General features: G+C 66.9%; 28 protein-coding genes. 20 read left to right on the top strand and 8 right to left on the bottom strand.

From position 1 onward, the window contains the following. Window positions 1-46: 46 nt before the first annotated feature. Complete coding sequence (locus tag ACSFB7_RS19325; RefSeq protein WP_435472953.1) at window positions 47-457, top strand: DUF3579 domain-containing protein; 411 nt, start codon at window positions 47-49, stop codon at window positions 455-457. 96 nt (window positions 458-553) lie between these two features. Here the strand turns inward: ACSFB7_RS19325 and rpsT are convergent, their stop codons facing one another. After that, the gene (rpsT, locus tag ACSFB7_RS19320; RefSeq protein ID WP_187108402.1) at window positions 554-871 is read right to left on the bottom strand and encodes a 30S ribosomal protein S20; all 318 of its coding nucleotides are present in this window, start codon (window positions 869-871) and stop codon (window positions 554-556) included. A gap of 117 nt (window positions 872-988) precedes the next feature. On the opposite strand from rpsT, the gene murJ reads away from it, so the two are divergent. From murJ to ACSFB7_RS19285, 7 genes are all read left to right on the top strand, one after another. After that, window positions 989-2542, top strand: coding sequence for a murein biosynthesis integral membrane protein MurJ (gene murJ, locus ACSFB7_RS19315; protein ID WP_435472950.1), 1554 nt, complete (start codon window positions 989-991; stop codon window positions 2540-2542). A gap of 61 nt (window positions 2543-2603) precedes the next feature. Continuing rightward, window positions 2604-3455: a SirB1 family protein gene (locus tag ACSFB7_RS19310; RefSeq protein WP_435472948.1), complete on the top strand. Its 852-nt coding sequence runs from the start codon at window positions 2604-2606 to the stop codon at window positions 3453-3455. Then, entirely contained in the window at window positions 3455-3883 is a 429-nt protein-coding gene (locus tag ACSFB7_RS19305; protein WP_435472946.1) for a bleomycin resistance protein, read from the top strand. The genes ACSFB7_RS19310 and ACSFB7_RS19305 overlap by 1 nt, the downstream gene beginning before the upstream one ends. Window positions 3884-4024: 141 nt before the next feature. Then, window positions 4025-4447 (top strand): YciI family protein, encoded by a 423-nt coding sequence (locus ACSFB7_RS19300; protein WP_435472944.1) that lies wholly within the window; start codon window positions 4025-4027, stop codon window positions 4445-4447. A 28-nt stretch (window positions 4448-4475) separates the two neighbouring features. Continuing rightward, window positions 4476-4910, top strand: a complete 435-nt coding sequence (locus tag ACSFB7_RS19295) for a YciI family protein (protein ID WP_435472942.1) — start codon at window positions 4476-4478, stop codon at window positions 4908-4910. Window positions 4911-4915: 5 nt separating this feature from the next. Continuing rightward, entirely contained in the window at window positions 4916-6202 is a 1287-nt protein-coding gene (locus ACSFB7_RS19290; protein ID WP_435472940.1) for an RNA polymerase sigma factor, read from the top strand. 47 nt (window positions 6203-6249) lie between these two features. Then, entirely contained in the window at window positions 6250-7857 is a 1608-nt protein-coding gene (locus ACSFB7_RS19285; protein WP_435472938.1) for a M14 family metallopeptidase, read from the top strand. A 328-nt stretch (window positions 7858-8185) separates the two neighbouring features. Here the strand turns inward: ACSFB7_RS19285 and ACSFB7_RS19280 are convergent, their stop codons facing one another. From ACSFB7_RS19280 to purM, 5 genes are all read right to left on the bottom strand, one after another. After that, on the bottom strand, window positions 8186-9196 hold the full coding sequence (locus ACSFB7_RS19280; RefSeq protein ID WP_435472936.1) for a GlxA family transcriptional regulator: 1011 nt from the start codon (window positions 9194-9196) through the stop codon (window positions 8186-8188). Further along, on the bottom strand, window positions 9151-9780 hold the full coding sequence (locus ACSFB7_RS19275; RefSeq protein WP_435472934.1) for a DJ-1/PfpI family protein: 630 nt from the start codon (window positions 9778-9780) through the stop codon (window positions 9151-9153). The genes ACSFB7_RS19280 and ACSFB7_RS19275 overlap by 46 nt, the downstream gene beginning before the upstream one ends. Next, complete coding sequence (locus ACSFB7_RS19270) at window positions 9777-10349, bottom strand: cysteine hydrolase family protein (RefSeq protein ID WP_435472932.1); 573 nt, start codon at window positions 10347-10349, stop codon at window positions 9777-9779. Before ACSFB7_RS19270 ends, ACSFB7_RS19275 begins: the two co-directional genes overlap by 4 nt. Before the next feature lie 124 nt (window positions 10350-10473). Further along, window positions 10474-11568, bottom strand: a complete 1095-nt coding sequence (locus ACSFB7_RS19265) for an AI-2E family transporter (protein ID WP_435472930.1) — start codon at window positions 11566-11568, stop codon at window positions 10474-10476. A gap of 52 nt (window positions 11569-11620) precedes the next feature. Next, window positions 11621-12661, bottom strand: coding sequence for a phosphoribosylformylglycinamidine cyclo-ligase (gene purM / locus ACSFB7_RS19260; RefSeq protein ID WP_435472928.1), 1041 nt, complete (start codon window positions 12659-12661; stop codon window positions 11621-11623). Between the two features lie 129 nt (window positions 12662-12790). Between purM and hda the strand changes: the two genes are divergently transcribed. The 5 genes from hda to ACSFB7_RS19235 all read left to right on the top strand — a co-directional run bounded on the left by hda (window position 12791) and on the right by ACSFB7_RS19235 (window position 17682). Further along, window positions 12791-13477 (top strand): DnaA regulatory inactivator Hda, encoded by a 687-nt coding sequence (gene hda, locus ACSFB7_RS19255; protein ID WP_256327128.1) that lies wholly within the window; start codon window positions 12791-12793, stop codon window positions 13475-13477. Window positions 13478-13504: 27 nt separating this feature from the next. Beyond that, on the top strand, window positions 13505-15142 hold the full coding sequence (gene pcnB / locus ACSFB7_RS19250; protein ID WP_435472926.1) for a polynucleotide adenylyltransferase PcnB: 1638 nt from the start codon (window positions 13505-13507) through the stop codon (window positions 15140-15142). After that, window positions 15139-15801 carry a 2-amino-4-hydroxy-6-hydroxymethyldihydropteridine diphosphokinase gene (gene folK / locus ACSFB7_RS19245; protein ID WP_435472924.1) on the top strand — a complete coding sequence of 221 codons (663 nt, stop codon included), beginning with the start codon at window positions 15139-15141 and terminating at the stop codon, window positions 15799-15801. Before pcnB ends, folK begins: the two co-directional genes overlap by 4 nt. Window positions 15802-16012: 211 nt before the next feature. After that, complete coding sequence (locus ACSFB7_RS19240) at window positions 16013-16657, top strand: DUF47 domain-containing protein (RefSeq protein ID WP_124463399.1); 645 nt, start codon at window positions 16013-16015, stop codon at window positions 16655-16657. 14 nt (window positions 16658-16671) lie between these two features. Continuing rightward, a complete protein-coding gene (locus ACSFB7_RS19235; RefSeq protein WP_435472921.1) occupies window positions 16672-17682 on the top strand; it encodes an inorganic phosphate transporter in 1011 nt (336 codons plus the stop codon). 3 nt (window positions 17683-17685) lie between these two features. Here ACSFB7_RS19235 and ACSFB7_RS19230 read toward each other — a convergent pair whose 3' ends face one another. Together ACSFB7_RS19230 and ACSFB7_RS19225 are read right to left on the bottom strand one after the other, a co-directional pair. Beyond that, a complete protein-coding gene (locus ACSFB7_RS19230) occupies window positions 17686-18132 on the bottom strand; it encodes a TM2 domain-containing protein (RefSeq protein ID WP_435472919.1) in 447 nt (148 codons plus the stop codon). Further along, the gene (locus ACSFB7_RS19225) at window positions 18129-18653 is read right to left on the bottom strand and encodes a GNAT family N-acetyltransferase (protein ID WP_435472917.1); all 525 of its coding nucleotides are present in this window, start codon (window positions 18651-18653) and stop codon (window positions 18129-18131) included. The genes ACSFB7_RS19230 and ACSFB7_RS19225 overlap by 4 nt, the downstream gene beginning before the upstream one ends. Window positions 18654-18847: 194 nt before the next feature. Here ACSFB7_RS19225 and rpsP point away from each other — a divergent pair, with 194 nt between their 5' ends. From rpsP to hisC, 7 genes are all read left to right on the top strand, one after another. Then, window positions 18848-19111, top strand: a complete 264-nt coding sequence (gene rpsP, locus ACSFB7_RS19220) for a 30S ribosomal protein S16 (RefSeq protein WP_013540078.1) — start codon at window positions 18848-18850, stop codon at window positions 19109-19111. Window positions 19112-19127: 16 nt separating this feature from the next. Beyond that, complete coding sequence (gene rimM, locus ACSFB7_RS19215) at window positions 19128-19682, top strand: ribosome maturation factor RimM (protein WP_435472914.1); 555 nt, start codon at window positions 19128-19130, stop codon at window positions 19680-19682. 16 nt (window positions 19683-19698) lie between these two features. Next, entirely contained in the window at window positions 19699-20445 is a 747-nt protein-coding gene (trmD, locus tag ACSFB7_RS19210) for a tRNA (guanosine(37)-N1)-methyltransferase TrmD (RefSeq protein ID WP_435472912.1), read from the top strand. Between the two features lie 111 nt (window positions 20446-20556). Further along, entirely contained in the window at window positions 20557-20934 is a 378-nt protein-coding gene (gene rplS, locus ACSFB7_RS19205) for a 50S ribosomal protein L19 (protein WP_187108423.1), read from the top strand. Window positions 20935-21058: 124 nt separating this feature from the next. Beyond that, window positions 21059-21799, top strand: coding sequence for a CoA pyrophosphatase (locus tag ACSFB7_RS19200; protein ID WP_435472910.1), 741 nt, complete (start codon window positions 21059-21061; stop codon window positions 21797-21799). 63 nt (window positions 21800-21862) lie between these two features. Next, window positions 21863-22864 carry a CobD/CbiB family protein gene (locus ACSFB7_RS19195; RefSeq protein ID WP_435472908.1) on the top strand — a complete coding sequence of 334 codons (1002 nt, stop codon included), beginning with the start codon at window positions 21863-21865 and terminating at the stop codon, window positions 22862-22864. A gap of 19 nt (window positions 22865-22883) precedes the next feature. After that, window positions 22884-23966, top strand: a complete 1083-nt coding sequence (gene hisC, locus ACSFB7_RS19190; RefSeq protein WP_435472906.1) for a histidinol-phosphate transaminase — start codon at window positions 22884-22886, stop codon at window positions 23964-23966. Window positions 23967-23979: the final 13 nt, after the last annotated feature.

The following is a 23979-nucleotide window of genomic DNA, read 5'->3' as shown; positions in this document are numbered from 1 at the left end:
ATCGCTTGCTGCACCGCAGCACCTGCTCCGGGCGCCTCATTCAACGATGATTTCCCCCACTGCCAAAGAAATCTTCATCCAGGGCATCACCCGTGATGGCCGGACTTTCCGCCCCAGCGACTGGGCCGAGCGGCTTGCCGGTGTCATGAGCTCCTTCCGTCCCGGCGGCGCCTTTCCGGGCAGCTACCTGAGCTACTCGCCATGGTGCGTACCGACCAGCATCAACGGGGTCAAGTGCGTGATCGTGAACCGCGACCTGCGTGACCTCGAGCCCATGGCATGGGACTTCTGCGTCAACTTCGCAAAAGACAACGACCTGCAGGTGTCCGAGGTGTCTCCGGCGCCGCCCGCACCGGCCGTGCCCAGGGCCGCGCAGACCCCGGTGGCGGCCGTGGTGCGGTCGGACCCCGCCGCACCGGTGATTCCCGTCGAGCCACCCCAAACCGATCGCCCATGAAAAAACCGCCCGAAGGCGGTTTTTTACACTTTGCTGCAGCGCACCCCGATCAAACGGCGGACCGGAGAATTCCGGCCCGGGCTTGCCTGACAGGTGTCAGGCGGCGACGGCCTTTTCAGGCGCGAGGGCGAGGGCCTTGACCTTGGCCGACAGGCGGCTCTTGTCACGGGCTGCCTTGTTCTTGTGGAAGATGCCCTTGTCGGCGACGGTGTCGACGATGCTCTGGGCCTTCGCGAACAGTTCGCTTGCCTTGGTCTTGTCGCCAGCCAGAACAGCCTTTTCGACGTTCTTGACAGCGGTACGGTATTTGGAGCGCAGCGAGGTGTTCGCAGCGTTGAGCTTGGTGTCCTGGCGGACGCGCTTACGGCCGGAGGCGAGGCGCGGGTTCTTTTTCTTGGGCTTGGCGGATGCCATGATTTAGTTCCTTAGGTGTCTGAGGATGATGCAGCAAAGCCCTCCATTATAGGCCGGGTTGCCATTTCCGCCGAATTGCGCCTTTTGGCGGCCTTTGCGGGCCCTACACTCGCCCCCGTGTCCCTGCTCAAATCCGCCTCCACCGTCTCCCTGCTGACCCTCGCATCGCGGATCACGGGCCTTGTACGCGACGTGCTCTTCGCCTCGGTTTTCGGCGTCAGCGCGCTCACGGACGCCTTCAACGTCGCATTCCGCATCCCGAACCTGTTCCGGCGGGTCTTCGGCGAAGGCGCCTTCAGCCAGGCTTTCGTGCCGGTGCTGGCCGGGCGCAAGACGGAAGCCGGCGAAGAGGGCGCCCGGCAACTGATCGACCACGTCGCCACGCTGCTGACCTGGACGCTGGTGGTGGTCTGCGTGGTGGGCGTGGTGGCGGCGCCGCTGATGGTCTGGGCCATGGCCAGCGGGCTGGCGGGTTTCGATTCGGCCGTCGTCATGACGCGCTGGATGTTCCCGTACATCGGCTTCATGTCGCTGGTGGCGCTGGCGGGCGGCATTCTCAATACGTGGCGCAAGTTCGCGGTGCCGGCGGCGTCGCCGGTGCTGCTGAACATCGCGCTGATCCTGTCGATCGTGATCGGTGCGCCGCTGTTTCGCAGGTACGGCATCGAGCCGATCTATGCGCAATGCGTGGGCGTGCTGCTCGGCGGCGTGCTGCAACTGGGCCTGCAGATTCCGGCGCTGCGCGCGCTGGGCCTGATGCCGCGCATCGGCGCGAGCTTCAAGGCGCTGGGCGCCGCCTGGAACGATCCCACCACGCGCAAGGTGATGAAGCTCATGCTGCCCGCCTTGCTGGGCGTGAGCGTGGCGCAGATCTCGCTGCTCATCAACACGCAGATCGCCTCGCACCTCGCGACGGGCAGCGTGACCTGGGTGACCAACGCCGACCGCCTGATGGAATTTCCGACCGCCATGCTGGGTGTGGCGCTGGGCGTGGTGCTGATGCCCCAACTGGCTGGCGCCCGCGCCGCCAAGGACGACGCCCGCTATTCGTCGCTGCTGGACTGGGGCCTGCGCCTCGTGGTGCTGCTCTCGGCGCCGTGCGCTGTCGCACTGCTGCTTTTCGCGCAGCCGCTGGTGGCCGTGCTGTTCCACAACGGCGCCTATCCCGACGACGCCGTGCGGCGCACCGCGCTGGCACTGACAGGCTACGGCGTCGGCCTGATCGGCCTTGTGGCCGTCAAGGTGCTGGCCCCCGGCTACTACGCCAAGCAGGACACGCGCACGCCGATGCTGATTGCCGTGGGCGTACTCATCTTTACCCAGGTCCTCAACTTCTTTCTGGTGCCGGTGCTGCAGCATGCGGCGCTCACCCTGACCATCGCCATCGGCGCGCTGGTCAACGCGACCTGGCTGCTGGTCGGCCTGATCCGGCGCGGCAGTTACAAACCCGAGCCCGGCTGGGGCAAGTTCGCGCTGCAGGTGCTGGCCGGCGTGCTGGTGCTGGCGGCGCTGCTGGCGTGGGGCTCGCACCACTTCGACTGGATCGGCCTGCGGGAGCAGAAGCTGTACCGCATCGGCCTGCTCGCCGCACTCATCGCCGGCTCGGCACTGCTCTATTTCGCCGTGCTGGCAGCCGTTGGCGTGCGACCTCGCAGTTTCATGCGCCGCTAAGGCCTTGGCGAGCCGGAAAACACGGCCTTGACGCTCCCGGCGGGCTCCTCTACAAAGACACATGACGTTCAGCTTTCAGGTTCCTACCGCACTGGAATACTTCGAGTCACTGGTTCGCAGCGACGAGCAGTTCCCCTTGCTCGAAGCCGCCGCCAGCCTCGCGCAGGACGAATACCCCGAACTCGACGTGCAGCAGGTGCTCGGCGACGTCGACCAGCTCCTGGCACGCCTGAAGCGCCGCCTGCCGGCCGATGCCGCACCGCTGGCCCGGCTGCGCGCGCTCAACCAGTTCTTCTTCAACGACCTGAACTTCGGCGGCAACGTCAACGACTACTACGACCCCGACAACAGCTACCTGAACGCCGTGCTGCGCACCCGCCGTGGCATTCCGATCTCGCTGGCGGTGCTGTGGATGGAGCTGGCGCAGGGCCTCGGCCTGCAGGCGCGGGGCATCGGTTTCCCGGGCCATTTCATGCTCAAGGTCACCTTGCCCAAGGGGCAGGTCGTGATCGACCCCTTCACCGGCAAGTCGCTGTCGCGCGAAGAGCTGGGCGAGCGGCTGGAGCCTTACAAGCGCAGCAACGGCCTGGTCGGCGATTTCGACGTGCCGCTGGGCTTGTACCTGCAGCCCGCCAGTTCACGCGAGATCATCGCCCGCATGCTGCGCAACCTGAAGGAAGTGCACCACGCGCAGGAAGACTGGCAGCGCGTGATTGCCGTGCAGGACCGCCTGATCGCGCTGCTGCCTGGCGCCTGGGGCGAGTACCGCGACCGCGGCGTCGCGCATGCGGAGCAGGGCAACAACCCGCTCGCGGTGCGCGACCTGGAAACCTACCTGTCGAACGCCGAGGACGCACTCGACATCGACGTGATCGCCGAGCGCGTCGCCATCCTGCGCCGAACGGCCAACTGATGGACACCAAGGCCGGTGTGAGCCCGGCACCCGACCTCGGCACCCGGCATGAATTCCACGGCGTGCAGCCGGTGCTCCCGGTGTCGGACGTCGCGCGCGCCGCGCGCTGGTTTCGCGACGTGCTGGGTTTCGAGCTCGATTTCATTGCCGGCGAGCCGCCCAGCTACGCCCGCGTGAAGAAGGGCGACCGCAGCTACGGCGACCCGGTCTATCTGCGTCTTTGGCAGTGCAACTCCCGCGAAGCCGTGCCCTGGCGCGGCGAGATCGTGATCCACGTGGGCAAGGACATCGACGGCCTGCACGCCGCTTACGTAACGCGCGGCGTGACCGTGATCGAGCCACCGGTCTCCCAGCCCTGGGGCCTGCGCGAATTCGCGATCCGCGAGCCGGACGGGCACGTGCTGCGCTTCTGCGGCTATCTGCCCTGAGCGCGACTGAGGTTCTGAAACACGGAATTACAAGCGGATCGGCGTGATCATGTCGATCCGCCTCCCGCTCGCCCGACGTGTGAACAGGAGCACGCAGTTTTCAGCGTCTCCCAACCCTCATCCACCTTCAGGAGAAACACCATGCGATTCATGATTCTGGTCAAGGCCAACAAGGATTCCGAAGCAGGCGTCATGCCCAGCACCGAGATCCTCACCGAGATGGGCAAGTTCAACGAGGAACTGGTCAAGGCCGGCGTGCTGCTGGCGGGCGAAGGCCTGCATCCGAGTTCCAGGGGCGCGCGCGTGCGCTGCGAAGGCCTCAAGCGCACCGTCATCGACGGTCCGTTCACCGAAACCAAGGAGTTGCTCGCCGGCTTCTGGCTGCTGCAGGTCAAGTCGAAGGAAGAAGCCATCGAGTGGATCAAGCGCAGCCCCTTCCAGGAAGGCGAGATCGAGATCCGCCAGGTGTTCGAGGCCACCGACTTCGGCGAATCGATGACGCCCGAACTGCTGGCGCAGGAAGAGCGCCTGCGGGCCGAGTCCGCCGCCAAGGCCGGCCGCTGAGCTTCGCAGCACGCAAGGAGACATTGCCATGCGATTCATGCTGCTGATGATTCCCCACGGCTACGAAACCGCCGCGCCCGGCACCATGCCCGAAGACCTCGAGGCAATGACCGCGATGATGGCCTACAACGAGTCCCTGCAGAAAGCCGGCGTGCTGATCAGCTGCGACGGCCTGCATCCGCCCTCGATGGGCGCGCGCGTGAGCTTCAAGGGCCGCAAGCCGAAGATCGTGGATGGGCCATTTGCCGAAGCCAAGGAAGTGCTCGGCGGGTTCTGGATCATCGACGTGGCCTCGCGCGCCGAAGCCATCGAATGGGCCGCGCGCTGCCCCGGTGGCGAGAACGAAGTCATCGAGGTGCGCCAGGTGCAGGAGCTTGAAGACTTCTCGCCCGACCTGCAGGCCGTGGCCGGCACCTTCCCCTCGATGCAGACCGTGCCCGAAGGCCAGAGAAAGAAGGACTGAGCAGCGTGGCGACGAGCGACGCCGGCGCCATCCATCGCGCGATCGAGGCGGTCTGGCGGATCGAGTCCGCGAAGATCATCGCCACGGTCGCGCGCATGGTGCGCGACGTGGGCCTGGCCGAAGAGCTGGCGCAGGACGCGCTGGTCTGTGCGCTCGAACAATGGCCCGAAGCCGGCGTGCCCGACAACCCCGCCGCCTGGCTCACCCAAGTGGCCAAGCACCGCGCCCTCGACCGCCTGCGCCATGGCCAACTGGCCGATCGCAAGGCGCCCGAGATCGGCCGCGAGCTCGACGCACGGCACGAAATGGCGCAAGCCGATTTCGCCGAAGCGGTCGACACCGCCCTCGACGACGACATCGGCGACGACCTGCTGCGCCTTGTCTTCACCGCCTGCCACCCGGTGCTGTCGACCGAGGCGCGCGTGGCGCTCACGCTGCGGCTGATGGGCGGCCTGACCACCGACGAGATCGCCCGCGCCTTCCTCGTGCCCGAAGCCACGGTGGCGCAACGCATCGTGCGCGCCAAGCGCACGCTGGCCGAGGCGCGCGTGCCCTTCGAGGTGCCGCGCCGGCATGAGCTTGAAGCGCGGCTCGCCTCGGTGCTCGAAGTGCTCTACCTGATCTTCAACGAAGGCTATGCAGCCACCACCGGCGAAGACTGGATGCGCCCGACGCTGTGCGACGAAGCGATGCGCCTGGGCCGCATCGTGGCCGAGCTGGTGCCCGGTGAAGCCGAGGTGCACGGTCTCGTGGCGTTGATGGAAATTCAGGCCTCCCGCACGGCTGCGCGCGTCGGTGCCTCGGGCGAGCCGGTGCTGCTGCTCGAACAGAACCGGGCGCGCTGGGACCAGATGCTGATCCGCCGCGGCCTCGCGGCGCTTGCGCGCGCCGAATCGCTGGGCGGCGCCTTCGGCCCTTATGCGCTGCAGGCGGCCATCGCCGCCTGCCACGGCCGCGCGCGAACCGCCGGCGAAACCGACTGGCCGCGCATCGCAGCGCTCTACGACGCGCTGGCCGAGTTGTCGCCGTCGCCCATCGTCGAACTCAACCGCGCGGTCGCGCTGTCGATGGCCTTCGGACCGGCCGCCGGGCTGGAGGTGGTGGAGTCGCTCATGGGCGAGCCTGCTTTGCGCGGCTATCACCTGCTGCCGACCGTGCGCGGCGACCTGCTTTTCAAGCTCGGTCGGCTCGACGAGGCACGCAAGGAATTCGACCGCGCGGCTTCGCTTACCCGCAACACGCGCGAACGGGCGTTGCTGCTGGCGCGCGCACGGGCATGCACCCTGAACTGAACGCCTGCTGAAGCCGCAACAGCCCGCGCGAGAGGAAAATGCGCGCCATGCGCCGTCTCTCTCATCTCCATTTCCTGTGCGTCTTTGGCCTGACCTTGTTGTCGGCCGCATCGGCCCAAGCCCAGTTCGATCCCTCCAAGGTGTGGGTCGAGCCGTCGGCCATTGCTGCGCGCTTTCCCGATCCGCCGGTGAGCTATGCCACGCCGGGCTTTCGCGCCGGCCGCACCGACTTTGCCTCGCACGCCGAGGTGCTGGCTTTTCTCGATGACCTGGCGCGCCAGTCGCCGAACGTGCGCGTCGAGCGCCTGGGCGTGTCGCAGCAGGGGCGCGAGATGCCGCTCGTGCTGCTTGCCGACCAGGGCCGCGTCGATCCCACGCGCCCCACCGTCATGGTGATCGGCCAGCAACACGGCAACGAGCCGGCCGGCGGCGAGGCGGTGCTGGCTCTGGCGCAGCAGTTCGCCAGCGGACCGGGCGCGGCGCTGCTGCAGAAGGTGAATCTCGTGCTGCTGCCGCGCGGCAATCCCGACGGCGCGGAGCACTTCACCCGCGTCACCGCCAACGGCATCGACGTGAACCGCGACCACCTGCTGCTGCGCACGCCCGAAGCCCGCCTGATCGCGGCGGCCACCTTGCGCTTTCGGCCGCAGGTGGTGCTCGACCTGCACGAGTTCACCGTCGGCGGCCGCTGGATCGACAAGTTCGGCGCAGTCATGAAGTACGACGGCCTGCTGCAGCCCGCCACCGTGGGCAACCTTGACGCCGCCATTGCCGCGAGCGCGCAGCGCGACTACATCGACGCCATCCAGGCTGCGTTCACACAGGCGGGGCTGCAGGGCTTCAAGTACCACACCACTTCTGGCGGAAAGACCGGCGATCGCATCGTCTCGATGGGCGGCGTGCAGCCCGACACTGGCCGCAATGTGAGCGGCCTGCATCAGGCTGTGAGCCTGCTGCTGGAGGTGCGCGGCGTGGGGCTGGGCCGCGCGCATTTCGCCCGTCGCGTGTACACGCAGGTGGTGGCCGCCACCACCGTCATCGAGACGGCGGCGCGCCAGGGGCCGGCGCTGATGCAGCTCACCGCGCAGGCTGGCCAGCGGGCCAAGGCGGACGCCTGCCACGGCGACCTCGTGGTCGAGGCCTGGCAGACGACGATGCGCCAGCGCCTGGACTTTCTCGATGCGAAGAGCGGGGAAGAAAAGGCGGTCGATGTCGAATGGCGCGCGGCCGAGCCGCTGAAGATCGCCAATGCGCGCCCGCGTCCGTGCGGCTATCTGCTGGCAGCCAGTGAAACGGTGGCCGTGCAGCGGTTGCAGTTGCTGGGTGTGCGCGTCGAGCGCATCGACAGCGCGGCGCCGTGGCAGATCGAGCGCTACGAGATCCTGTCGCAGAGCGACGGCCAACGCCAGGATGCGCGCGGCGCCATCGAAGACGGCGAGGCGATCCGCGCCTTCCGCGTGCGGCCACGTACCGGCCGCGCGGTGATGCCGCCGGGCAGCTTCTATGTGTCGCTGGCGCAGCCGTTGTCGCCATTGGTCAGCGCTGCGCTGGAGCCGGATTCGCAGAACAGCTATGCGGCGAACCGGTTGCTGGAGATCGGCGATGACAAGCTGCTGCGTGTGCCTGGTCCTGCGCCTGTGGGGGTTTGGCACTGAGTGCGTTGTTTGTTTTTTGGCGCTGCTGCTGTTCAGGGCGACGCTCCCGCCGACACGGTGCTCTTTTTCACGAATGTCCCCCGCTTCGCTCCTCCTTTATTTCGCGAAAAAGAGCCCCGTATCGACGCGAGCGCTCAGAGCACTTGTTGATCGGCCGCAAACGCAGAGCGTGTCCATGTGCGAATGGCACCAGGTGCTCCCCGCAGCGAAATAAAGGAGGAGCGAAGCGGGGGACATTCGCGGAGGGGAGCACCTGGTGTCATTCGCACTCGCCCTGAAGGTGTTCAACGACCGCAAGCAGTCAACAAAACGCGAGTTGAACGCGGCGCTAAGTTTTCAGCGGCACATTCGCCTCGGACGGTGACCCCGGCAAACCGAACTGGTGCCACGCGCGACGCAACTGCGTGTCGGACCCGAAGCCCGACAACTCCGCTGCACGCGTGACGTTCGCTCCCGAAGCCAGCGCGAGTTGTGCAGCCGCCAGTCGCAGGCGGCGCAGATAAGCCAGCGGCGCCACGCCCGCATGCTCGACGAACAGGCGCGTGAGGTGCCGTGCCGAGGTGTGGGCCACCTCCGCCATGCGCGGCACGCTCCACTCGGCCTGAGGCTGTTCGCTGACCGCGTCCTGCACGCGGTGCAGCGCGGCATGCAAGTGGTTGCGGTAGGCGAGAAAGGGCGACAGCTCCGGATCGTGCGGGCCGCGCCGCAACGCCACCACCATGGTCTGCGCCACCTGGGCCGCGAGGGCTTCGCCGCAAATCTCGGCAATGCGGTACAGCACGAGGTCGATGCCGGTCGTCACGCCCGCGCTGCTGTAGAGCGGTGGGTCGATCACGAACACGCGATTGGCCACCACGTCGCAACGCGGCTCCACCATGCCCAATTCGCCCAGGTGATGGTGGTGCGTGGTGGCGCGCCGCCCCGCGAGCGCGCCGGCGTGCGCCGCCAGCACGGCGCCGGCGCAGATCGTCACCAACTCCAGCCGGCCGCGCTCGAAGCGCAGGCCGCGCAGCCAGTGCAGCAGGTCCTGCGTCTCGGGGTTGTCGATGGCGATGCTGTTTCCGGGCAGGCCGACCAGCACCACCCAGGCCGGGCCGTCCCATTGCGTGGGCAGCGGCGCCAGCCCGGTAAGCGCAACGCCGACCGAGCTGCGCGATGTGGGCCGGGGGCTCGCGAATTCGAGCACGAAACGCTCGGGCTGGCCCATCGCGCGCAGCCGCTGGTTGGCGATGCGCAGCGCCTCGGCGGGCCCGGACCAGTCGAGCACGAGGCTGCCGGGCAGCAGCGCGAAGACTACGCGGATGGGTTGTTGCTGTTGCTGCTGTTGTTGTGGGTCCATGCGTAGTCCATCTGGCGCGCGGTGCGCTCGGCCAGTTCGCGTCCGGCCAGGCGCTCGACCAGGTGCAGGCTCATGTCGATGCCCGCGCTGATGCCGGCCGAGCTGACGATGCGGCCGCTGTCGACCCAGCGCACGCCTTCGCGCACATCGAGTTGCGGAAACTGCGCGCGCAGGTCGGTGATGTCTTCCCAGTGCGTGGTGACCGCCTCGCGCATGACCACGCCGCTTTTCGCGAGCAGGAAGGCGCCGGTGCAGACCGATGCCACGAGCTGCGCGCCGGCCGCGCTTTCCGCGATCCAGCGCAGGGTGTCGGGGCTGGCCATCGGCGCATCGACCACGCCGCCGGGAACGATCAATACGTCGGCTTTCGGGCCGTCTTCGAGCGTGTGATCGGCCAGCAGGCGAAGACCGGCGCGCGCCTGCACGGGCGATGCCTGCGCGACCGAGGCCACCTCGAACGGCGCGGCCGTGCCGGGCTGCATCCGCTGGCTGACGCGGCTGGCGGTGGTGAAGACCTCGAACGGCCCGGCGAAGTCCAGTGCCTCGACACCGTCGTAGGCCAGGATCAGCACGCGAAGGCTCATGCGCTGGCCTTCGCGCCGACGCGTTCCAGCGCCTGAGCCACAGTGCAGACCGTGGCGAAGCGGCCGTGCAGCACGGTGGCGGTGCGCGCCTTGATGTCGGCGGCGGCCAGCGGTTGACCGTCGGGCTGGGTCATGTCGAAGGTCAGCGTGGCATCGGTCACGTAGTCGACCTCCCAGCCCAGGTCCGAGGCGTGGCGCGTGGTGGTTTCGCAGCACTGCTCGGTGCGGATGCCGCTCACGATCAGCCGGCCGATGCCGTTCTGCGTGAGCCAGATGTCGAGCCCGCTGTTGACCAGCGCGCTGTGGCGGTGCTTGGTGAAGGTGGCCGAGGCCTCGAAATCGGCCAGGCCCTCGATGGGGCGGATGTGGCCCGATTCGACCGCGAAGGGATTGCTCGCGTCGGCCGGTTCGTCGACGTGGAAGATCCGCACGATCGGCGTGCCGGCGGCGGCGCAGCCCGTGATGAGCGCGTTCTGCGCGGCGAAATAGGGGGCTGCCAGGCGTTCGTCCCAGTACGGGCGCTGGCGAAACGACGCCTGGGCGTCAATCACAATCAGACAGGTTTTCATGGCGGTGGCTCACAAGGGCGGAATGGATGATGCCGCCTATTCTTGTGCGTTACCAGCCCATGGTCCGCTCGGGAGCGGACCAGAACCGATCAGATCAGGACATGGCCTGATCGGCCATGGGCCCTCAGACCAGCGCCGCCGCCTGCAGCTCTTTCTTCAGGTACGCGTAGTACAGCGGCGCAGCCACCAGCCCGGCCGGCCCGAACACCGCCTCGGCCACGAACATCACGGCCAGCAGCTCCCACACGCTCATTTGCGTGCGCGCGCCCACCACCTTGGCGTTGATCACGTACTCGGCCTTGTGGATCACGATCAGGAAGATCAGGCAGGCCAGCGCCGTGACCGGCGACACCGACAGGCCCACCAGCGTGATCACCGAATTGCACACCAGGTTGCCCACGATCGGCACCAGCCCGGCCAGGAAGGTCAGCGTGATGAGCGCCGGCGTGTACGGCAGGTGCGCACCCCACATCGGCATGATGAACAGCAGGAAGATGGCCGTGAGCAGCGTGTTGAAGGCCGCGATCCAGAACTGGGCCGCCACGATCTGGCCGAAGGCCTCGCCGAAGGTTTCCACGCGCTGGTGCAGTTGTTCGGCCAGCGGCTTGCGCAGCAGTGGCGCATGTGCCACTGCGGCCAGGCTGCCGACGATCAGGCCTACATAGGAAAAGAGCAGCCCGTGCAGCCATGCACGCCCCGCCATGGCCAGCGAACCGGCCTGCGCGCGCAGGTAGTTGGCGATCACGCGCTGGATTTCAGCGGCGCCTTCGGGCAGGTACGCCGCGATCTCTCCCGGCAGCTTGGAGCGCAACTCGAGGATGGTGCGGGCCGTGTAGTCGAGCAGCTCGCGGTACTGGTCGGGCGCGTCGACGATGTATTCACGGGCCTGCGACAGCAGCAGCGTGACCAGCGCGATCGGGCCGAGCAACACCAGGATGACGGCCAGTACGCCCGCCCAGCCCTCGGCACGCGTGCCGAACGACGGAATGCGCCGCAGGCCGCCGGTCAGCACGCGCGCGAACCAACGGGTGGCAAGGAAGCCGATGCAGACGCACAGCAGGCCCGGCAACAGGTGTTCCCACATCACCAGCAGCAGCGTGGCCAGCATCAGCAGGTAGCTGGCGATCATCACGCCGCGGGAGGCCGTCACGCGGGGGATGCGGGACGTGGAAGCCGTGGGAGCGGCTGTCGTGGTGGGTTGTTGCGGCTTTTTTGCCATCCGGGGTGCGGGTGCTTGCTCTGCTCAGGAAAATGGACGGAGCAGCCGGCGGTCAGCCGACGACCACCGCGGCGCCTTCGCCGCGCGCGGCGATCACGCCGATTTCGTGCACCGTTTCACCGGCGGCACGCAGGGTGGCGGCACAGGCGGCGGCTTCGGCCGCGTCGATCACCACGACCATGCCGATGCCGTTGTTGAAGGTGCGGTTCATCTCGATGTCGTCGATGCCAGCCACCTTCTGCAGCCAGGCGAACAGCTCGGTCTGCGGCCAGCTGCCCTTCTTGAGGTGGGCGGCCGTGCCTTCGGGCAGCACGCGCGGGATGTTCTCGAGCAGGCCGCCACCGGTGATGTGGGCCAGGGCCTTGATCGGGTGCTTGGCCAGCGCTTCGAGCACGGGCTTGACGTACAGGTGGGTAGGTTCCATCACGGCTTCGCGGAAGGGCTTGCCGTCGAGAGTGGCGGGCAGGTCGGCGCCCGCGCGCTCGATCACCTTGCGCACCAGGCTGAAGCCGTTGGAATGCACGCCGGCCGAGACCAGGCCCAGCACCACGTCGCCGGGCTTGACGTTCTGGCCCGTGAGGATCTTCGACTTTTCGACCGCGCCGACCGCAAAGCCCGCCAGGTCGTATTCGCCGGCCGGGTACATGCCAGGCATTTCGGCGGTTTCGCCGCCGATCAGCGCGCAGCCCGAAAGCTCGCAGCCGCGGGCGATGCCGCCAATGACTGCCGCAGCGGTGTCCACGTCCAGCTTGCCGCAGGCGAAGTAATCGAGGAAGAAGAGGGGCTCGGCGCCCTGCACCAGCACGTCGTTGACGCTCATGGCCACGAGGTCGATGCCGACGGTGTCGTGCATGTTCCATTCGAAAGCCAGCTTGAGCTTGGTGCCCACGCCGTCGGTGCCGCTCACCAGCACCGGCTCCTTGTAGCGCTTGGGCACTTCGAACAGGGCGCCGAAACCGCCGATGCCGGCCAGCACGCCTTCGCGCAGGGTCTTCTTCGCAAGGGGCTTGATGCGGTCGATCAGGGCGTCGCCGGCATCGATATCGACACCGGCATCCTTGTAGCTGAGCGGGGTGGGCGTGGGGGAAGTCATGGGCGGTCGAGGTCGAGAAGGGGGCGAACAGAGGGCGAAGGGGAGGCGCCGGTAACCGAGGCGGCCGGGCCGATAGAATTCCTCACGATTTTAAGGGCCCTCGCGGCCCCCTCCATGAACCTTCCCGGGATGAAACAGCTCGCGCTCGATATCGGCATTGCGACGGGCCCCAGCTTCGACGCCTTTTTTGCCGGCCCCAACGAGGCCGCGCTGAGCCACCTGCAACTGTGGGCGGGCAGCGCCGGCAGCCCTGTGCTGCACTCGCCGGTGCCGACCTATCTTTGGGGCGAAAGCGGCAGTGGCAAGACCCATCTGCTCGAATCAGTGCGTGTCGCACTGCGCGAGCAGGGCGCCAGCGTGGGCTGGCTCCACGCCGGCCTGCTGGAGCCGCCCGAGTTCGACGAGCGCTGGGGCGCCGTCCTGCTCGACGACGTCCACCTCTACACCGCGGTGCAGCAGCACGCGGCCTTCAACTGGTTCGTCAACGCCCAGACCCTGCAGCGCGGCGTGGTGGGCGCGGGCGCCTTGCCGCCGGCCGACCTGCCGCTGCGCGAAGACCTGCGCACCCGCCTCGGCTGGGGCCATGTCTTCCATCTGCAGGTACTGAGCGAAAGCGAACGCCGCGCGGTGCTGCGCCAGGCGGCCGATGCGCGCGGCGTGATGCTGTCCGACGACGTGCTCGACTACATGCTTCACCGCTTCAGCCGCGATCTGGGCAGCCTGATGGAGCTGCTCACGCAGCTCGACGGCTATGCCTTGCAGACGCAACGCGCGATCACCATTCCGCTGATCCGCTCCATGCTCGAGAACGAATAAAAGAGCGAACAAGGCTTTCAACCAACAATGATCAAGAAATTCATCGACAAGCTGCTCGGCAAGACCGCCGGCAGCACACAGGGCAAGAGCCGCTTCGGCAAGCGCCAGGAGGTGCCGGCAGAGGTTCACAAGATCGATCCGGCCCTGGTCGACGAACGCGCGAAGAACGTGGTCACCACGCTGCAGCAGGCGGGCTACGAGGCTTATGTGGTGGGTGGCGCGGTGCGCGACCTGCTGCTGGGGCTGCGCCCCAAGGATTTCGACGTGGCCACCAACGCCACGCCCGAGCAGGTCAAGTCGCTGTTTCGCCGCGCCTTCATCATCGGGCGGCGCTTTCGCATCGTGCACGTGGTGTATGGCCGTGGTCGCGAGCATGAGGTGATCGAGGTCTCGACCTTCCGCGCCTACATGGACAACGCCGCCGCCGAGCAGGTGGCGGGCAACGAGCGCACCAGCAAGGGCGAGCTGGCCAGCATGAAGCACGCCGTGGACGCCAGCGGCCGCGTGCTGCGCGACAACGTCTGGGGCCCGCAGGAAGAGGACGCGGCGCGCCGCGACTTCACCGTCAACGCCATGTACTACGACCCGGCCAACCAGGTCGTGGTCGACTATCACAACGGCATCAAGGACGCCCAGAAGCTCACGTTGCGCATGATCGGCGACCCGGCCACGCGCTACCGCGAAGACCCGGTGCGCATCATTCGCGCCATCCGCTTCTCGGCCAAGCTCGCGGCCCTGGGCTTCAAGATGGAAGCCAAGACGGCAGCGCCGCTGATCGAGTCGAGCAAGCTGCTGGCCGATGTGCCGCAGAGTCGCCTGTTCGACGAAATGCTCAAGTTGTTGCAGACCGGCCATGCAATTGCCACGGTCGAGCAACTGAACAAGCTGGGGCTGGCCAAGGGTATCTATCCGCTGCTGGACGTGGTGGTCGAGCGTGCCGACCAGCCCTTCGTGAAGGCGGCCCTGCAGGACACCGACCGCCGCGTCGGCGAAGGCAAGCCCGTGGCGCCGAGCTTCCTGCTGGCCTGCGTGCTGTGGGCCGACGTGCGCGACGGCTGGGCCCAGCGCCAGGAAGGCCAGCGCGGCCAACGTCCGCAGGCGCCGTTCCCGGCGCTGCAGGATGCCATCGACGACGTGTTCAATGCCCGTATTGGCGACGTGTCGGGCCGCGGCAAGCTTGCCGCCGACATGCGCGAGATCTGGATGATGCAGCCGCGCTTCGACAAGCGCACCGGCTCCACGCCCTACAGCCTGGTCGAGCAGGCGCGTTTTCGCGCCGCCTTCGATTTCATGCGCCTGCGCGCCGACGTGGGCGAGGTCAGCGAGGCGATTGCCGAGTGGTGGCAAGAGTTCAGCACCGCCGACGATCTGCGCCGCCAGGACCTGCTGGAGCAGGTGCGCGAAGAGCAGAAGGTGCGCCAGCGCGTGCGCGTGCGTGACCCCGCGCCCGCACCGGCCAAGCCCCGCAATGAGCCGGCCGCGCGCCCGCAGACCCGCGATGACCAGGATGCCGGGCAGGACGACGAGGTTGAAGTCGAAGCCGGCGCCGTACCGCCCGATGGCGAGTTTGCTGCGCCGCGCAAGCGCCGGCGCCGCCGCAACAAGCCGCGCACTGGCGGCGGTGGCGGCAGCAGTGAGGGCGGCGGGAGCGCCGCTGGCGAATGAGCGCGCCCGGCCAGCCGAAGGACGGCAAGAAAAACCCCGCAGCCAAGACTGCAGCCAAGACCCCGGCCAAGAAGTCCGCACCGCCGCGCGCGGGCGGTGCCAAGCCGCCGTCGGCAGGCGCCAGAAGCGGCCCGCCAGCACGCCGTGCGCCCGCGGGTGCCCCAGTGCGTCGCCTGCGTGGTCCGCGTGAGGACTACCCGACCGTGCAGGCCTTCGTCGCCATCGGCGCCAACCTGGGCGATGCCGAAGCGTCCGTGAAGGCCGCCATGGCCGCCATCGGCGCGCTGCAGCGAACCCAGGTGACGGCCCGTTCGTCGCTCTATCGCAGCGAACCGGTGGATGCCGAAGGCCCCGATTTCATCAATGCCGTGGTTGCAGTGCGCACCGGCCTGGATGCCGAGCAGTTTCTCGTGGCCTTGCAGCGCCTGGAGACGCAGGCCGGCCGCGAGCGGCCTTTCCCCAACGCGCCGCGCACGCTCGATCTCGACCTGCTGATGCACGGCAATTCGGTGATCGACACCCCGACGCTGACCCTGCCGCATCCCCGCATGCGCGAGCGCGCCTTCGTGCTGAAGCCGCTCGCCGAAATCGCGCCCGACAAGGTGCCGCGCGCGGCGCTGGCGCGCGTCACTGGCCAAGTGGTCAAGCGCATCGTCTAGACGGCCGCGCTGCTGATCGAGGCGCGCCACATGGGCGTCGTTTGCGGTGGCCGGCATCTGCTCGCATTGCGCCAGCCGATCTGAATTTCCGGCGTTCTGGTGGCCTCGAAAAGCCGGTTGGGCCGGGTTGGGCGCTCGCGCCCGTTAAACTTCGCCCGTTTTTTCATGAAGGCGTCATGAAATTGTGATTGGCGCACCCCCAGGAGTTTCCATGTTCGGCAAGCTGCTGCCCCGCGAGGGCAATTTCTTCGAGATGTTCAACCAGCACGCCGAGCGCATCGTGGAGGCGGCCAGGGCGTTCGAGCAACTGGTCGCCAACTACAGCGACGTGCACCTGCGCGAGCAGTACAACCGCGACGTCGACAACGCCGAGCGCGCGGCCGACCGCGTGACGCACGACGTCAACCGGCTGATCCACAAGACTTTCATCACGCCCATCGACCGCGAGCAGATCCACAAGCTCATCAACACGATGGACGACGTGGCCGACCTCATTCAGGACTCGGCCGAGACCATGGCGCTGTACGACGTGCGCCACATGACCGACGAAATCGTGCGCCTCACGGCCCTGAGCGTGAAGTGCTGCGATCGCCTGAAAGACGCCGTCAAGTTCCTCGGCAAGATCGCCGACCCTGCGGTGGCCGAGGCGGTGCTCAAGACCTGCGAGGAAATCGACCGCCTCGAGTCGGACGCCGACCGCGTGATGCGCAGCGCCATGAGCAAGCTGTTCCGCGAGGAGCCCGACGTGCGCGAGGTGATCAAGCTCAAGGCAATCTACGAATTGCTCGAGACGATCACCGACAAGTGCGAAGACGTGGCCAATGTGATCGAGGGCATCGTCCTCGAGAACTCCTGAGCGGGTAGCGATCGATGGCAACGGTTCAGGTCGCCCTCTGGGTGGTGATAGTGCTGGTCGTGCTCGCGATCCTGTTCGACTTCATGAACGGGTTTCACGACGCCGCCAACTCAATCGCGACGGTGGTCTCCACCGGCGTGCTCAAGCCCGGGCAGGCCGTGGTGTTCGCGGCGTTCTTCAACCTGATCGCGATCTTCGTCTTTCACCTGAGCGTGGCGGCCACGGTGGGCAAAGGCATCGCCCAGCCCGGAGTGGTCGATGTGCACGTGGTGTTCGGCGCGCTCATCGGCGCGATCAGCTGGAACCTCGTGACCTGGTACTACGGCATTCCGAGCAGTTCTTCGCATGCGCTGATCGGCGGCATCGTGGGCGCGGTGATCGCCAAGACGGGCACCAGCGGGCTGGTGGCTTCGGGCATCTGGAAGACGGTGGCATTCATCTTCGTGTCGCCGCTGCTGGGCTTCCTGCTGGGCTCGATGATGATGATTGCGGTGGCCTGGGGCTTCCGGCGTGCCACGCCTTCGCGCGTCGACCGGTGGTTCCGGCGGCTGCAACTGGTTTCTGCCGGCGCCTACAGCCTGGGCCACGGCGGCAACGACGCGCAGAAGACCATCGGCATCATCTGGATGCTGTTGATCGCCACCGGCTATGCATCCGCCAGCGACGCGACACCGCCGAGCTGGGTCATCGTGAGTTGCTACACCGCGATTGCCCTGGGCACCATGTTCGGTGGCTGGCGCATCGTGAAGACGATGGGGCAGAAGATCACCAAGCTCAAGCCCGTGGGCGGCTTCTGCGCCGAGACCGGCGGGGCGCTGACGCTGTTCCTGGCCACGGCGCTGGGCATTCCGGTGTCGACCACCCACACCATCACTGGCGCCATCGTCGGTGTCGGTTCCACGCAGCGCGCGAGCGCGGTGCGCTGGGGCGTGGCGGGCAACATTGTCTGGGCTTGGATCTTCACGATCCCTGCCTCGGCTTTCGTTGCCGCGATCGCCTACTGGGTCAGCATGCAGTTGTTCTGAGGACTACTGCGAAATCTTCCGGCCTTCTTCGATCTGGTGCTCGAAGTAGCGCTGGAAGCTGAACACGATGCTGGCCATCAGGATCGTGCTGCCGAAGAAGAGTGACAGCACCACGGCGCCGATGGTGAACCAGTTCGTCTGACCTGGCTTGGCATCCGTCGGTGCGCTCGCGTTGAAGCGGGCGTTCCACTTCTCGGGCGTCATGAGGCCATAGACGATGGCCATCAACGCGCAGCCCGCGATGGTGAAACCCAGCATGGGGATCAACGCCCAGCTCAGGCCGTCGTCCACACCATACATGCGCACGCGCTCGATGCCGTAGATGCCCAGCGCCGTGGGAATGGGCAGCAGCCAGCCCAGCAGGTCGCCCATGCCGCGCAGGTAGAAGCGGTGCAGCCCCAAAGGGCCACCGAGGAAAGAAAGCCAGGCTGCGGTTGTCTTGTTTTTCATTCGGGTTTTGTTGTGCTGCCTTCGCCGAGCACTTTTTCCATCAGGACCACGTCGCGCCATTCTCCGAACTTCCAGCCGCAATCCTTGAGTACACCCACATGGGTGAAGCCCTGGCTGCGGTGCACGCCGACCGAGCCGGCGTTGGCGGAGTCGCCGATCACCGCGATCAGCTTGCGAACGCCGACCGCCTCGGCGGCCTGCGACAGCGACGCCAACAGCTTGGCACCCAGACCCTTGCCGCGTGCTGACTCCGACATGTAGATCGAGTCTTCGGCCGAAAAACGGTAGGCCGGACGCGGCTTGAACCAGTTGCAGTAGGCAAAGCCCAGCACCTCGCCGTCTTCTTCCGCGACCAGGTAGGGCAGGTTCTTGCCGAGCACGTCGGCGCGGCGTGCCGCCATGTCGGTGGCGGAGGGCGCTTCGGTCTCGAAAGTGCCCGTGCCGTGCAGCACATGGTGGGCATAGATGGCCGTGATGGCCGCGACATCGGCGTCGCGGCTGGGGCGGATGGTGAGGGTCATGCGGTGGAAGAAAAGAGACGGAAAGAGACGGCCCGGAGCCGAATATTCGGAGAAAACGCGGAGCGGGCTATAATCGCAGGCTTTTCAGCGTGTCGCTGGCCGGGTGGCCATGTCGCGTGTCTCGACGCTGGAAGAACATTGTGAGCGGGCCTCTTTCTCATCCAATTGGCTCGCTGACCACCCAAGGATAAATCATGGTCGTCATTCGACTCTCCCGCGGCGGCTCCAAAGGCCGTCCGTTCTTCAACATCGTCGTGTCGGACAAGCGCGTTCGCCGCGATGGCCGTTTCATCGAGCGCCTGGGTTTCTACAACCCGACCGCCAAGGAAAACGAAGAAAGCATCCGCATTGCCCAGGACCGCCTGACCTACTGGAAGAGCGTTGGCGCGCAAGCCTCGCCCACGGTCCTGCGCCTGATCAAGCAAGCTGCAGCCGCAGCGCCCAAGGCGGCGGCTTAAGCCGTCCAGCACGGCGATGTTGCCCACACTCGAAGCCGCCGAATTGCCGGCGGATGCGATCGAGGTAGGGCGCATCGCCGATGCATGGGGCATCAAGGGCTGGTTCAAGGTCCTGCCCCACAGCGCCCAACCCGAGGCGCTTTTTTCTTCCAAGCGCTGGTTTCTGCAGGCTCCCGGAGCTGCTGCAAACACCGCTTTCCGGCTCGCGATCCGCGAAGCCAAAGAACATTCCGACAGCATCGTCGCCTCGTCCGAGGACGTGCCTGACCGCAATGCGGCCGAGGCCCTGCGCGGCGCGCGCATCTTCGTGCCACGCTCGAGCTTCCCGACGGCGAGCGTCGACGAGTACTACTGGGTCGACCTGATCGGCCTGTCGGTCGTCAACCGCGAGGGCGTGACGCTCGGCACCGTGCGCGAGTTGCTCGCCACCGGCCCGCAGACCACGCTGGTGCTGGCGGCCGAAGAAGACGGCAAGGCCATCGAACGCATGGTGCCCTTCGTCTCGGTCTTCGTCGACAAGGTCGACCTGCCCGGCCGGCTGATCACGGTCGACTGGCAACCCGAATACTGATTCGGGTCTTGCGCGCATGCGCTTCGACATCCTCACCCTGTTTCCCGAGTTGTTCGCGCCCTTCGTGGCCAGCGGCGTGACGCGCCGCGCCTATGAGTCGAAGCAGGTCGAGGTCGTGCTCTGGAATCCTCGCGATTTCGCGCAGGGCAACTACAAGCGCGTGGACGATCGCCCCTTCGGCGGCGGCCCCGGCATGGTGATGATGGCGGAGCCGCTCTCCGCCTGTCTCGACGCGGCCCTGGCCGCGCGTGGCGCGCAGGCGCCCGTCGTGCTGTTTTCCCCCATCGGCGAGGCGCTGCGCCATGAGGCGGTCGAACGCTGGTCCGCCAGCGAAGGCGCGGTACTGGTTTGCGGCCGCTATGAGGGCATCGACCAGCGCTTCATCGATGCACGCGTCACCCATCAGATCAGCCTTGGCGACTTTGTCCTCTCGGGTGGCGAGATTGCCGCGATGGCGCTGCTCGATGCCGTCGCCCGGCTGCAGCCCGGCGTGCTTGGCGACGAGGCCAGCCACGTGCAGGACAGTTTCAATCCCGCACTCGACGGCCTGCTCGACTGCCCGCACTACACACGGCCCGAGCAATGGAACGGGCAGGGCGTTCCGGCGCCACTGCTCTCGGGCCATCATGCGCAGATCGAACGCTGGCGGCGCGACCAGCGCCTGGCCATGACGGCCGCGCGGCGCCCCGATCTGATCGATGCAGCCCGTGCCGCCGGCCTTCTGGGCAAGGCCGATGAGGCTGCCCTCAAAAAAAAGCTATAATCTTCGGCTGCCCGATCCTCTGCCCGGCCGCGCCTGGTCTTTTCGTTGCTCAAGCGATGGATGCCAACAGCGCCTTTTGTGTAGCCCGACACGATCGAACATCAGGAAATCATGAACCTCATTGAAACCCTCGAGCAGGAAGAAATTGCCCGTCTCGGCAAGACCATTCCTAATTTCATGCCCGGTGACACGGTCATCGTCAGCGTGAGCGTCGTCGAAGGCACCCGCAAGCGCGTGCAGGCCTACGAAGGCGTCGTGATCGCCAAGCGCAACCGTGGCCTCAACAGCGGCTTCACCGTGCGCAAGATCTCCAGCGGCGAAGGCGTGGAGCGTACGTTCCAGACCTACAGCCCGCTGATCGCCGGCATCGAAGTCAAGCGTCGTGGCGATGTGCGCCGCGCCAAGCTGTACTACCTGCGCGAACGCAGCGGCCGCTCGGCACGTATCAAGGAAAAGCTGCCGAGCAAGTCGACGGCTGCAGCCAAATAAGCTGCGCCTGTCGTGCAAGAAAAGCCGCCGCTCTGGCGGCTTTTTGCATTGGTGCTTCGCACAAAAGACAGCATCGCCTTTTTACGCTCTACTCCATCTACCCCGTTACCGGCCAACCCATCTCTTGACCACCACTTCCGTCCCCGCGCAATCCTTGGCCCTCGAACCCGTGAATGCCGTGGTCCCGCCCACGCTGCTGCAGTTCGACCCGCGCGAGGCGCCCTTCGTGGACGGCAGCGATGGTTTGCCGGCGGTGTCGCCCACGCAACTGACGGCGCAGGCGTTGCGAGCACGCTTCGCTACGCCTCCGGTGTGGACGCCCGAGCTGCGCCGCGAACCGCGCATGGTCGACCGCGCTCCGGCGCAGGCGGCTGTGCTGGTGCCGATCGTGCAGCGTCCGCAAGGCGCGACCGTGCTGTTGACCGAGCGCACCACGCATCTGTCGAACCACTCGGGCCAGGTTGCGTTTCCGGGTGGACGTGTCGATCCGGAAGATGCCAACATCGCAGCCGCCGCATTGCGCGAGGCCTGGGAAGAGGTGGGCCTTTCGGCGCAGTTCATCGAAGTGCTGGGGAGCCTTCCAACCTACACCACGGTGACCTCGTTCATCGTGACGCCGGTGGTCGCGCTGGTGCAGCCCGACTTCGAGCTCACCATCAACCCCTACGAAGTGGCCCAGGCCTTCGAGGTGCCGCTGGCCTGGCTGATGGATCCCGCCAACCATCGCCGCCATGCCGTGAGCGCCATCGACGGCCGCAAGCGCGAGTGGTACTCGATGCCTTATCAGGACGGGCCCGACGAGCGCTTCGTCTGGGGTGCGACCGCGGGCATGCTGCGCAATCTCTATCGCTTCCTCGCCGCCTGAATCGGGGCTGATTCAGGCTTGAATCCGGCCTGAACCTTCAGGCTCTCTCGCTATCATCGAAGGATGAGCTTCTTTGCCATCCTGTGCGCGTTGCTGATCGAGCAGGTGCGGCCGCTGGGCCCGCGCAACCCCGTGTACGGCAGCGTTCTGGCGTGGACACGCTGGACCAGCCGCAACTTCGACGCGGGCAAGCCGCATCACGGATGGATCGCATGGGGGCTTGCCGTGTTCCTGCCCACGCTGGTGGCGCTGGGCGTGCACTGGCTGCTGGTGCTCACATTGGGCCTGCCCTTCGCGGTGCTCTGGAGCATCGCGGTGCTCTACGTCACGCTGGGTTTTCGCCAGTTCAGCCATCACTTCACCGACATCCGCGATGCCCTCGACGAAGGCGACGAGCCGCTTGCGCGCTCGCTGCTGGCGCACTGGCAGGGTGTCGATGCCGCCGATTTGCCGCGCAGCGAAATCGTGCGCCATGTCATCGAGCATTCGGTGATCGCCGCGCATCGGCATGTGTTCGGCGTGCTGGCCTGGTTCTCGGTGATCGCGGCCATCGGTCTCGGGCCGGCCGGCGCGGTGTTCTATCGCATGAGCGAGTTCGTTGCGCGTTACTGGGCGCACAAGAACGGCGCCGCGGTGCAGCCTTCGAGCGTCTCGGTGCAGCAGGCCGCAGACGGCGCCTGGCACGCCATCGACTGGCTGCCGGCGCGCATCACGGCCCTGGGTTTTGCCGTTGTCGGCAGCTTCGAGGAGGCGATCGACTGCTGGCGCAACGACGCGCGGCGCTTCCCGAACGAAAACGACGGCGTGATCCTGGCCGCCACCTCCGGCGCGGTGAACGTGCGCCTGGGCGGCGGCTCGCTGAGCCCCATCCCGACGCTCGATCCGTTGTCGCGCGCGCAAGCCGGCGATTCCATTGCGGATGGCCGTCCGCCCGACAGCGGCAGCACGCCGGGGCGCGAGCCCGAGCCCGGCCACCTGCGCAGTGTGGTCGGCCTGGTCTGGCGTTCGGTCGTGATGTGGATGGTGCTGCTGGCCTTGCTCACCCTTGCTCGCCTGCTGGGCTGAGCGACCACCTGGAAACGCCATGACCACCGCAGTGCCGGTCTTCTGGAGCCCGCGCATCGGCGCGCTCGAACCCTATGTGCCCGGCGAGCAGCCGCGCATCCAGAACCTCGTCAAGCTCAACACCAACGAGAACCCGTACCCGCCTTCGCCGGACGCCGTTGAAGCGATCCAGCGCGCGGCCGCGAACGGCCTGGAGCTCTACCCCGATCCCACCTCGCTCGCGCTGCGTGAAGCGGTCGCGCGGCGGCACGGGCTGCAGGCCGATCAGGTCTTCGCGGGCAACGGCTCGGACGAAGTGCTGGCACACGCCTTCTTCGCTTTCTTCCAGCAGGCCGAGCCATTGCTGATGCCGGATGTGAGCTACAGCTTCTACAAGGTCTATGCCCAGATCTACGGCATTGCCTGTGAGCTGCAGCCGGTCGATGATGGCCTGCGCATCGATGTCGATGGTCTCGCGGCCAGGGCACGATCGGGCTGCGGCGGCATCGTGCTCGCGAACCCGAATGCGCCCACCGGCATCGGACTGCCGCTGTCGCGCATCGAGCAGCTTCTCGCGTCTTGCCCCGATCGCGTGGTGCTGGTCGATGAGGCCTATGTCGACTTCGGTGGAGAAAGCGCGCTGCCGTTGATCGGCAAGTACCCGAACCTGCTCGTGGTGCACACCCTCTCGAAGTCGCGTGCGCTGGCCGGCCTGCGGGTTGGTTTCGCTTGCGGCCAGTCGCACCTGATCGACGCCTTGGTGCGCGTCAAGGACAGCTTCAATTCCTACCCGCTCGACCGGCTGGCTTCGGCGGGCGCCGTGGCGGCGCTCGACGACGAGGCGTGGTTCAAGGCTACTTGCGACAAGATTGCCGACACCCGCGAGGGCCTCAGCCTGCAGCTCGAAGACCTGGGTTTCGACGTGCTGCCTTCGCAGGCCAACTTCGTGTTCGCACGCCATCCGCAGCGCGACGCGGCCGAACTGGCGGCGCTGCTGCGCGAGCGCGCGGTGCTGGTGCGGCATTTCAAGCAGCCGCGCATCGCACAGTACCTGCGTATCAGCATCGGTACGCGCGAGCAGTGCGGCGTGCTCGTGCAGCACCTGCAAGAAATCCTGACCTGAAACCTCTGAGAGA

It is taken from the genome of Variovorax raffinosi, from assembly GCF_051216615.1.
GTDB lineage: Bacteria > Pseudomonadota > Gammaproteobacteria > Burkholderiales > Burkholderiaceae_C > Variovorax.
The sequence above is the reverse complement of the archived record's forward strand: the minus strand, read 5'-3'. Positions and strand labels throughout refer to the sequence as shown.